Raw genomic sequence first — 11,328 nt, 5'->3', positions numbered from 1 at the left:
GTCGGGTAGACGCCGCGGGTGAAGGGGTACGCGCCCGGCTCCCCCAGCTTCTCGGCGGGGTCCCAGCCCTCCAGGGCGTCCGGCCCGTACACCGGCTCGATGGGAAGACCACTCTCGGTAGATCGGGCACTGCCCGACTCACGCGCCATGGTGAGAAGGCCTTTCGTGGGGCGGCAGGTAGGGATGGAGGCTGGCAGGGCCAGCCGTAGGGGCCCCTGGCCGCGGGGCCGCCACGCCTGTGACGTGATGAACCGCCTACTCGGCTATGTAGGTCCGGTATATCCAGCTGTAGACGCGCAGGGAACGACCGTCAACGTGCCGTACTTCGGTGGTTGCCTCGAAATGCTCGTAGCGGTTCTCGACGTGGAACTTCACCCGGTCCGTGAAGTGTTCGACCCGGTGCATCCGCAGGTTCTCAGGGATGCCCTTCCCGCCTGCCAGGAAGATGTTGGGCTCCGCAGGGCAGCTGCCGTCACTCCGCAAGATGTGGTTGGGATGAGCCTGAGCAGTGGTGAGGATGGTGCTGGTCATGTGCGAGTCCTCTCACGCAGGGGCGCTGTGAACAGGCGAACCGACAAAGGTGGGGAGACGCGGCCAGAGTGGCGGCGTGCCGAGTGATCGGTGGTGCGGAGGTCCCGTGCGCATCGGTGCGCCAGGTGACGCGACGGCCGTGGAAAACGCCACAGGAAGCAGCCGTCACAGCTTTGCTATATCGACCGTTGCCGAATCAAGACTCAGCTTGGCGTCGATCTACGGCAGATGTCAACCGCTCCTCGGAACTCAAAGAGGCCGAATCCCGAGCGGTCGATACACGCATAGTGTTCGAGTGACATCAAAGCGCCACCATGAACAAGGGCAGGCGCAGAGCGCCGCCTGGTCGGCCGAGCCGAAGAAGGAGAATCAAGGCACGCCAAGCACCTCACGGGCGGACTGCCCGGCAGCCGGCCCGTACCACCGCGTCCCGAGCGCGCGCCAACGGGCGCGGCTCAGCAGCAGTAGCGGGGGCACATCTCGGGCCCTATGCGGCGCGGCGCGACTCAGCCGGAGCGCCGAGCTCGACAGCACCGGGGCGCACCTCAGTCGCGGGCGGTGAGGAATCCGGACAGCGCGGAAATGACTGCGGGAGCAACCCGGTAGTAGACCCAGGTGCCGCGCCGCTCGGACAGCAGCAGGCCCGCTTCGCGGAGCTTCTTCAGGTGGTGGCTGACCGTGGGCTGGGAGACTCCGACATCGGCGATGTCGCACACGCAGGCTTCCCGGTCGGGGTGGGAGGCGACTTTGGAGAACAGGCGCAGCCTGACCGGGTCTCCCAGCGCCTTGAACATGGCGGCGGTGACTTCCGCTTCCTCATCGGTCAGCTCACGGTCCGTGAGAGAGGGACAGCAAGGCGGGGCGGAGGCGGCGGCCGCCAACTGCGCTAGCTTCGACATGCATCTATGTTGACACTGGTTCCACCTCCTGCCAAGATCGCTTGATTAGATGTCTATCTAATCATTAACTGGGGGAGCTATGACAGACGTGCGCACCGCCGATACGGAGGGGCCCGTGAGGACGGCCGTCGTCACAGGAGCCAGCAGTGGGATCGGAGCGGCAACCGCACGAGCACTGGCTCGTAACGGTTTCGAGGTCGTCCTGACCGCACGCCGGGCCGAGCGCCTGGAGTCGGTCGCGAAGGAGATCAGGAACGACGGCGGAGACGCCCGGATCTCCCCCCTGGACGTGACCGACCGGGATGCGGTCCTCGCATTCGCCGAGCAGCTGCCGGCGTGTGACGTGCTGGTCAACAACGCCGGCGGCGCCTATGGGACGGAGCACATCGAGAACGCCGATCCCGGCGACTGGCGGTCGATGTACGAGGTGAACGTCGTCGGCGCACTGCACATGACCCAGGCGCTGCTGCCGAGCCTCAAGGCCTCGGGTGACGGGGTGGTGGTCGTCCTCTCCTCAACAGCCTCGTTCACCTGCTACGAGGGTGGCGGCGGCTACAGCGCCGCCAAGCACGGTGCCCATGTGCTGGCCGAGACACTGCGTCTGGAGGTGTGCGGGGAGCCGCTGCGGGTGATCGAGATCGCGCCGGGGATGGTGCACACCGAGGAGTTCTCCCTCAACCGCTACCGCGGGGACCTGAACAGGGCCGCCTCCGTGTACGCAGGCGTCCCCGATCCGCTGGTCGCCGAGGACGTCGCCGACGTGGTGACATGGGCGGTGACCCGGCCGCCGCATGTGAACATCGACCTTCTGGTGGTGCGGCCCAGGGCCCAGGCGGCGCAGCACAAGGTGCACCGCACCCCCTGACACCGAACGTGGTTGCCCTTCCGGACCGGGAGGGCAACCACGTTGTCGGTGCTCAGCAGCCGGGTGCGCCGGGCTGGTCGAACATCTCCGCGGCGTAGGCGGCGAGCTGCAGAGCCGCAGTGTGGTCGATGCCCAGTTCCGTGGCAGCGGACAGCACGGCGTCCGAGGCGGTGGCTGAGGTGCCCAGGTGCTTGGCCGTGACGTGAAGGAGCTGCTCGTGCTGGTCCTTGGTCAGGCCCAGACGCAGGGCGAGTGCTTCTCCGCCGGCGGTCACCGAGCAGACCCCGGTCTCGGGCAGTTGCAGTTCGACCGACTGGGCGGCTTCCATGTCGCCGGCGAGGGCAGCGGCGATGGAGCGGACCTGCTCGTAGCCGGTGAGCATGAGGAAGGTCGGGGCGCGACCGTAGCTCTTCATGCCGACGGCGTAGTAGCCAGGTTCGGGATGGGCGAGTTCGCGGTAGCCGTGCGGGGTGACGGTGCCGCACGAGTGCTGGTTGGGGTCGATGAGCGGGGCGAGGGCGCGGGGTGCGGACATGATCGGGTCGAGTTCCAGGCGGAGCTCGTCGGCGATGCGGTAGTCGGGCCGGAAGCCGGTGGCTGCGACGATCCGGTCGGCGGTGAGGACGTGCTCGGTGCCGTCCGGTCCTCGGGAGATCAGTTCGACCTGGTCGTGGGCGGGGTTGTCGCCCAGGGGACGGATGGTGTGGGTACGGAAGTTGGCGGCGAGGGTCACGCGGCCAGTGTCCACGAGCATTTTCAGGCCGGAGCCGATGGCACCGCGGGCGGGCAGCTCGTCGTCGCTGCCACCGCCGAAGGATGCGGCCGGGTCGGCGCCACGGATGGCCCAGGTGATGGTGGTGCCCGGCGCGGTGTCGGCCAGTTCGGCCAGGGCCAGCAGGGTGTTGGCCGCCGAGTGGCCGGCGCCGACGACGACGGTGTGGCGGCCGGCGTGCTGGTCGCGGTCGGCTCCGAAGACGTCGGGCAGCCCGTGGTTGATCCAGGCGGAGGCTTCCTGCTCCCCGTGGGCAGGCAGGCCGTTGGCTCCGACGTGGTTGGGTTGGCGCCAGGTGCCGGAGGCGTCGATGACGGCGCGGGCGAGCAGTTCCTCACCGTCGGCCAGGCGCAGGACGAAGGGAGCCGTTTCACGGCCGGCGGTACGCAGGCGGTCGATGCCCAGACGGCTGATGGCGGTGACGTCGGCACCGTACCGGATGTGGGGGGCCAGCACGGGCAGCTCGGCCAGCGGCTGGAGGTACTGCTTCACGAGGTCTCCGCCGGTGGGCAGGGCGGAGGCGTCGGGCTCGTCCCATCCGGCGACCGCGAGCAGGCGGCGGGCGGCGGGGTCGGTGTTGAACTCCCAGGGGCTGAAGAGCTGGATGTGGGACCAGGCTCGAACGGCTGTGGCCGCGGCATCGCCGGCTTCCAGGACGACGAAGTGGACGCTGCGTTCGGCCAGGTGCGCTGCGGCAGCCAGGCCGACGGGGCCGGCGCCGATCACGGCGACAGGAAGGCGGTCGGGGCTGAGGTCAACCACGGTGCGGTGTCCTTTCACGAAGGGCGGGGCGGCAGTCAGGCATCTCGCGTGGGATCGGGCGAGGACGTACCGAGGCCTTCGGCGCCGTCCGCCTCTGTGCGCTGCGTGGTGCGCTGCTCTGCCCGCCGCCGTAATTCGGCGATCGCGGCACAGCAGGGGCTGGTCTGCTCGGCACCGGCGGGGCCGACGGGATCACTCATCAGGATCGGCTCCTGTCGTGGCGGCTCAGACGGCGACGCGGGAGCGAGTGCATCACGACCGCCTGTATAGATAAATAACGAATCAAGATTCCAGCCTTGCCCTTACTTCGATGAATGTCAACCAGAGGCCACACCTTCGCGGGTTGTGACGAGCGTCACTCCGCGCCGCGTTGCGCGGACGCCGCACGTCGGGTCAATCTCGATACATGTCGAAACAACGGGGGTGACGGCACAGGGCCACCCGCCCACAGTGCCACGGCGACATCGGGGACCAGCGGCTGTGCCGATAGCCGCACCCGGCCCGCGAACGGCCAGTGCGCTCGCCCCGCACATGACCGCTCTCAGCCAGCGGAGTCGGCCCTTCCCGTCCCACTCCCGCCTTTGCCCTCGGCGTGTGCGCCCGCCACCGGGCCGGCCTGCTGCCGGTCCGCCGCGCCCATGCCGCGGTTCCTTCCGTGCTGCTTCACCAGTGAACGGCTTCGCCATGCCCGGAAGGACATTCATGCCTCACGACTCCACCCGCGCGGCTGAGACCGCCAGTGAACCGATCGCCATCATCGGCATGGCCGGACGGTTCGCCGACGCCACCAGCCCTGAACAGCTCTGGGACATGCTGCTCCAGGGCCGCGACGCCATCACGGACATCCCGCCCGAGCGCTACGACATAGACGCCGTCTACGACCCCACACCCCGCACACCCGGCCGCACGGTGAGCCGGTGGGGCGGCCTGCTCCGCGACATCGACGCCTTCGACGCGGAATTCTTCGGCATCTCCCCTCGCGAGGCCGACCGCATGGACCCCCAGCAGCGGCTGCTGCTGGAAGTCGCCTACGAAGCCCTCGAGGACGCGGGCCAGCCCCTCTCCCGCATCGCCGGCACCGACACAGGCGTGTTCATCGGCCAACTAGGCGGTGACTACTGGCATCTGCAGTACGACGACCGCGATCAGCTCGACCTCTACGCCATGACGGGCGCGGCCTCCCGCGCCATCACCTCCGGCCGCCTGTCCTACGCCTTTGACCTGCGCGGCCCCAGCTTCACCGTCGACACCGCCTGCTCCGCCGCGCTTGTGGCCGTCCACAACGCCGTGCAGGCGATCCGGCTCGGCGAGTGCCCCCTGGCGATCGCCGGCGGCGTCAACCTCATCCTGCTGCCGGAGGAGGGCGTCGTCTACTCCGGCGCCGGCATGCTCGCCTCCGACGGCCGCTGCAAATTCGCCGACGCCTCCGGTGACGGCTTCGTGCGCAGCGACGGCATCGGTGCGGTGATCCTCAAGCCGCTGTCGGCCGCCCTGGCCGACGGTGACCGCATCCGGGCCGTCATCCGCGGCTCCGCCGTCGGCAACGACGGCCAGAGCAGCGGCTACCTGGTCACCCCCGCCGTCGAGGGCCAGCTAGGCGTACTGCGCCGCGCCTACGCCAACGCGGGCGTGGACCCGGCCGACATCGACTACATCGAGGCCCACGGCACCGGAACCAGCGTCGGTGACCCGGTCGAACTACAGGCCCTGGCCGACATCGTCGGACACCGCCCGCCCGACCGGCGCTGCCTGGTCGGCTCGGTGAAGACCAACATCGGCCACACAGAGGCTGCTGCCGGCATTGCCGGACTCATCAAGGCCGTGCTGTGCCTGGAGAACAAGACGGTCCCCCCGAACCTGCACCTGAAAAACCCCAACCCGGCCGTCGACTGGGACAACCTGCCGCTCACCGTTCCCACCCAGGCCACACCGATACCCGAGCGGGACCGGCCCGCCATCGCCGGGGTGTCCAGCTTCGGCTTCTCCGGCACCAACGCCCACCTCGTCCTCGAAGCCGCCCCCGAGCCGGCCGCTCCCGCCCCGGATGCGCAGCCGCAAGCGGACCGCAGCGAGCTGCTGGTGCTGTCCGCCCTCACGCCCGAAGCTCTCACCGACGCCGCCCGCGCTATGGCCGACCACCTCGAAGGTCCCGGCGCCCAGCACTCCCTGCGCGACATCGCCCACTCCTCGGCGCTGCGCCGCACCTGTCACGACGCCCGGCTCGCACTGCCCGTCGACAGCCACGCCGAGGCCGCTGCCGCCTTGCGGGGCTTCGCCGACGGGGAGAACGAACCCGGCCTGTCCTTCAGCGACTACACCGACCCCGAAGCGGTGCCGAGGATCGCGTTCGTCTTCCCCGGCCAGGGCTCGCAGTGGCCGGGCATGGGCCGCGAACTCCTGGAGAGCGAACCGGTCTTCCGCCAGGCCATACAGGTCTGCGACGTCGCCATCAAGACCGAGACCGGCTGGTCGGTCATCGAACTGCTGCGCTCTGCGGACGAGGAGCGGCTCAAGCAGCTCGACGTCATCCAGCCCACCCTGTGGGCCATGGAGATCGCCCTGGCCGAGCTGTGGCGTTCCTGGGGTATCGAGCCGGACGTGGTCATCGGGCACAGCATGGGCGAGTCCGCCGCCGCCTACATCTCCGGCGCGTTGTCGCTCTCCGATGCCGCCGCAGTCATCTGCCGCCGCAGTCGGCTGGCCAAACGCCTCTCTGGACGCGGCACCATGGCCTGGGTCGCCCTGCCCGCCGACGAGGCCACAGCCGCACTGGCCGGTCACGAGGACACGGTGGCGGTGGCTGCCATCAACAGCCCCACCTCCACCCTGCTGTCCGGCGACAGCGACGCCCTGGACGAAGTGCTGGCCTCCCTCGACGCCCGCGGCGTCGACAATCGCCGAGTCAACGTCGACTTCGCCTCGCACTGCCCGCAGATGGATGCCCTGCGCGAGGACCTGCTCACCGAGCTGTCCCACCTCACCCCGCGAGCGGGCCGCATCCCGCTCCACTCCACCCTGCTCAACGAAGTGATCGACGGCTCCGCAATGAACGCCGACTACTGGGTTCGCAACATCCGCCAGCCGGTCGACTTCGTCGGAGCGGTCCGCGGTCAGCTCGGCCTGGGCGACACGGTCTTCGTCGAAGTCAGCCCTCACCCGTTGCTCGTGTCCGGAATCCGCGAGACCAGCCGCATGGCCACCGGCGCGGACACCACCGCGGTCGGCAGTCTGCGCCGCCACTCCGACGAACGCAGCGCCCTGCTCGCCTCGGCCGCGGCACTGCACACGGCCGGCGCCGGCCTCGACCTCGGCACACTGACCGCAGGAGGCCGCTACGTACCCCTGCCGTCCTACCAGTGGCAGCACACCCGCCACTGGATCAGCCGTACCAACGCCCCGGCAGCACCCGCCGCTGCGGTGACCGCCGAACCCGAACCGTCCCAGCCGCCCGCGCATCCGCTACTGGGCCGGCCAGTCCGCGGCGAAGGCACCACTCGCATCTGGCAGGGTCCTCTGCGCCTGGCAGACAACCCCTACCTGCGCGACCACTGCATTCAGGACACGATCATCCTGCCCGGCACGGCCCATCTGGAACTGATCGCCGCCGCCGCCCGCACCGAACTGGGCTCCGGGGCGCTGTCGGTGAGCAACGTGCACTACCACCGCGCTCTCTTCCTGGACGAGGACGGGCCCACACCCGAGGTCCAGGTCACCCTCACCCCACGCGCGGACGGCTCACTGCACTGCCGTGTCCACAGCCAAGACGCCGACACCAGTGACTGGATCCTGCACACCGAAGCCACCGCCCGCGCCCTGACCGGCGGCACTCCCCAACCCGACGAACCGCTCCAGTCGATCCGCGCCCGCCTGCCGCAGCACCAGGCCGCCGGCGACTTCTACCCCTGGAACGCAGCCCGCGGAAACCAGTGGAACGGCACCTTCCAAGGCATCACCGAACTGTGGCGCACCGACGGCGAAGTCCTCGCCCAGCTGACCTGCCCGGCCGCGCTCGCGGACAGCCTTGCACTCCACCACTTCCATCCGGCGCTCCTGGACGCCAGCGGCCACGCCATGGCCGCGGCCCGCCCGCTGACGGCTCCCGGCGAGGAAGGCGTCTTCGTCCTCGGCGGCATCGACGAGGTCCGCTTCTACCAGCAGCCGCCCGCCTCACTGTTCAGCCACGCCAGGCTGCAGCCGTCCCCGCGCGAGGACTCCTTCGTCGCCGACATCGACATCCGCGGTGACGACGGCTGCCTGATCGCCCAGATGCGCGGCCTGCGCCTGCAGTACCTGGCGGGCCACGCCCCCGCCCTGCTCAACCCCCGCCCCGAGGACGCCGTGACGCCACCCCGTACGACCGACACGCCGGCCTCCGCCGCAAGCAGCGACCTCGACACCTGGCTGCACACTCTCGCCTGGGAAGACGCCCCCCTGCCCGCTCCCGTCACAGCCGCCACCGATCGGGACGGTTTCTGGCTGGTGCTGACCGACAGCGGTCCGACCGGGCGCACGCTGGTGCGGGAGCTGACCGGCCGCGGGCAGCGCGTTGTGGCCGTCACCGCTGGTGCGGGCCGCCTTGCCGGAGGCGGCGACCGCTATCGCATCGACCCCTCGCAGGAAGAACACTTCCGAGAGGTCCTGGGCGATACCGCCCGCTACGGATCCTGCCGCGGCATCATCCATCTGTGGGCACTGGACGCCCAGGTCGGCCTGGACGCCACGCCCGCCGAAATCCGCCGGGCCCAGCTGCTGGCCGCGCACAGCGTCTTGTACCTGGCACGGGCCCTGGAGAAGGAACCGCTCGGCCACCCGCCGCTGTGGCTGATCACCCAGCTCGCCCAGGCCACCGGTACGGCGGAGCGAGTACGCCATCCCCTTCAGGCCGTGTTGTGGGGACTGGGCCGCACGTTGGCGGCCGAGACCCCCGCGCTGTCCCCGCGCATGGTCGACCTCGACCGGTCCGCGGCCAGCGTTTCCGCCTTGGTGCAGCTGCTGCAGGAGGCGGACTTGGAGGACCAGATGGCGCTGCGAGAAGGAAGGCGCCTGGCAGCCCGTCTGCGCCCGTCGGCCGCCACCCGCTTGCCGCAGGCCCTGTCGCTGCCCTCGCCCGGCGTCATCGACGACCTGCAGCTGATCGAGACCCCCTCGCGTGCCCTGGCCTCTGACGAGGTCCGTATCCGCGTCAGCCACGCCGGCGTCAACTACCGCGATGTGCTGCTGAGTCTGGGCATGTACCCCGGGCAGGACGACAAGCCGCCGGTCATGGGCTGGGAGTGCGTCGGCACGGTCAGTGAGATCGGCCGCGCCGTCGGCGACGTCGCGGTGGGCGATGAGGTCATTGCCTTCGCCGAAGGTTCGCTGGCCTCCGAAGTCGTCACCCGCGCCTGCCTCACCGCGCCCAAACCGACCAGACTGACCTCGGCTGAGGCCGCGACGCTGCCTGCCGCGTACCTCACCGCCTACCACGCGCTGAACGACATGGCCCGCCTGGAACGCGGCCAGAAGATCCTCATCCACACCGCCACCGGCGGCACCGGCCGGGCCGCGCTGAACGTCGCACGCTGGAAGGGAGCCCGTGTCTTCGCCACCGCTGGCAGTGACGCCAAGCGTGAGCTGCTGACCGAGCTCGGTGTCGAGCAGGTGGCCGATTCCCGCAGCCTCGCCTTCGCCAAGGCCTTCAGACCGGCCGTCGGCGAGGAAGGCTTCGACGTCATCTGCAACACCCTGGCCGGTGAAGCCATCGAAGCGAATCTGTCGCTGATGGCCCCGTACGGGCACTACCTGGAGCTCAGCAAGCGCGACATCCTCGACAACAACTCGCTACCGCTGGGCGCCTTCTCCCGCAACCTGTCCTTCCACGCCATCGACGTCGTACACATGATCCAGCATGCTCCCGAGCGCGCCGGAGGGGTGCTGCGGGCTGTCGCCGCCCTGGTCGACACGGGTGCTTTGGAGGCACTGCCGCACACGGTGTACCCGGCCGAGAAGGCCGCGGAAGCCTTCCGCCTGATGGCCCAGGCCCGCCACACCGGCAAGATCGTCATGTCGTTCGGCCAGCCCACTGCGGCAACCGGTCCGCGCGGCCGGGCTGTGACGGTGCACGCCGACGGCACGTACCTGATCACCGGTGGTGCGGGCGGCATCGGTGGCCAGCTGGCACTGTGGCTGGCCGACCAAGGAGCCCAACACCTTCTGCTCACCGGCCGCAGCACACTGCCGGCAAATGACGCGCCACTGGACGAGGATCACCCGCAGGCCGCCGCCGTCGCCGTACTCAGGCAGCTGCGCGAGCGCGGCGTGCACGTGACGTACCAGGCCGTGGATGTGGCCGACACTCAGGCCATGCGGGCCATGCTCGAGTCCCGGCGCCGCGCCGGCCGACCGCCCGTTCGCGGCGTCTTCCACGCAGCCGGGGTCATCGATTACACCCCGCTGAGCGACATGAGCGGCGCCGAGATGGACCGAGTCCTGGCGGCCAAGGTCTCCGGTGCGTGGAACCTGCACCGGCTGCTGCGTGAGGAATCGGTGGAGGCGTTCGTACTGTTCTCCTCCGGCTCCGCCCTGCTCAGCTCCCCCATGCTGGGCGGGTACGCGGCCGGAAACGCCTTCCTCGACGCGCTGGCACACCACCGGCATGCCCAGGGCCTGCCTGCCACCGTCGTCAACTGGGGATTCTGGGACAGCGTCGGCATGGTGGCCCGCAAGGAGCAGCAGGAAGAGCGCACGCTGCTGCCGCAGGGCATGAGCTCCTTTAGCCCGGCCGACGGATTGACGCTGCTGGGTAGGATCCTGGCCGAAGGCCGGGTGCACACCGCGGTACTGCCGGCCGACTGGCCCGCCTGGGCCCGCGCCTACCCGGGTGCCGCGACAGCTCCGCTGCTGCAGCACCTGATCAGCGGCGACCGGCCGAGGCACCATGCACCGACCGGTGAGGAGCGGGACGTCGAACCTGTCACTCCGTCTCAGATCGCCGAGCCTGCGGTTCCGCGCCCGGCCACGCCCGCGCCGATTCCGGCACCGGTGGCCCCTGCAACCGTCCCCGCACCGGTGACCACAGCCCGGCCCGCGCCGCAGGCCCCGGTTTCCGCGCAGTCGGCGCCCGGCGGCGAGCTGCTGGACTTCCTCAGGCAGGAGGTCGCCGTGGTGATGGGACTGCGCCCCGAACGCGTCAACCCCAACCGGCCGCTCAACCGGCTCGGCATGGACTCCCTCATGGCCGTCGAACTGCGCAACCGCATCGAACGCCGCTACCAGATCAAGCTGCCCATGGTCCAGCTCCTCAAGGACGGCACCATCACCACCGTCGCACAGGCCCTGGCCGCCGAACTGAACGCCGCAGACGCCTCGGCCTGACCGAGCGAGTGACGAGGACCGACTTCATGAAGACCACCGACATTCGCATCGGCGGCGAGCTGCTGGACTTCCTCAGGCAGGAGGTCGCCGTGGTGATGGGACTGCGCCCCGAACGCGTCAACCCCAACCGGCCGCTCAACCGGCTC

The 11,328-nt window shown here is 69.9% G+C and carries 6 protein-coding genes; 2 read left to right on the top strand and 4 right to left on the bottom strand.

Annotated elements, in window-relative coordinates:
- The 3 genes from ABZY13_RS32745 to ABZY13_RS32735 form a co-directional block, all read right to left on the bottom strand.
- Positions 1 to 149: methylmalonyl-CoA mutase family protein (locus tag ABZY13_RS32745; RefSeq protein WP_356637316.1), on the bottom strand; the 149-nt coding region annotated here is incomplete at its 3' end.
- A gap of 106 nt (positions 150 to 255) precedes the next feature.
- Positions 256 to 531: a DUF5988 family protein gene (locus ABZY13_RS32740; protein WP_356637314.1), complete on the bottom strand. Its 276-nt coding sequence runs from the start codon at positions 529 to 531 to the stop codon at positions 256 to 258.
- A 545-nt stretch (positions 532 to 1,076) separates the two neighbouring features.
- On the bottom strand, positions 1,077 to 1,430 hold the full coding sequence (locus ABZY13_RS32735; RefSeq protein WP_356637312.1) for a metalloregulator ArsR/SmtB family transcription factor: 354 nt from the start codon (positions 1,428 to 1,430) through the stop codon (positions 1,077 to 1,079).
- A gap of 79 nt (positions 1,431 to 1,509) precedes the next feature.
- Between ABZY13_RS32735 and ABZY13_RS32730 the strand changes: the two genes are divergently transcribed.
- Entirely contained in the window at positions 1,510 to 2,295 is a 786-nt protein-coding gene (locus ABZY13_RS32730) for an SDR family NAD(P)-dependent oxidoreductase (RefSeq protein ID WP_356637310.1), read from the top strand.
- A gap of 52 nt (positions 2,296 to 2,347) precedes the next feature.
- Here ABZY13_RS32730 and ABZY13_RS32725 read toward each other — a convergent pair whose 3' ends face one another.
- Positions 2,348 to 3,829 carry an NAD(P)-binding domain-containing protein gene (locus ABZY13_RS32725; RefSeq protein WP_356637308.1) on the bottom strand — a complete coding sequence of 494 codons (1,482 nt, stop codon included), beginning with the start codon at positions 3,827 to 3,829 and terminating at the stop codon, positions 2,348 to 2,350.
- A gap of 702 nt (positions 3,830 to 4,531) precedes the next feature.
- On the opposite strand from ABZY13_RS32725, the gene ABZY13_RS32720 reads away from it, so the two are divergent.
- Positions 4,532 to 11,182 (top strand): type I polyketide synthase, encoded by a 6,651-nt coding sequence (locus tag ABZY13_RS32720; protein ID WP_356637306.1) that lies wholly within the window; start codon positions 4,532 to 4,534, stop codon positions 11,180 to 11,182.
- Positions 11,183 to 11,328: the final 146 nt, after the last annotated feature.

It is taken from the genome of Streptomyces sp. NPDC006610 (genome assembly GCF_040611575.1).
In the GTDB taxonomy this organism is placed as follows: Bacteria; Actinomycetota; Actinomycetes; order Streptomycetales; family Streptomycetaceae; genus Streptomyces.
Note: the sequence above shows the minus strand (reverse complement) of the source record. Positions and strands in the feature narration are given on the sequence as shown.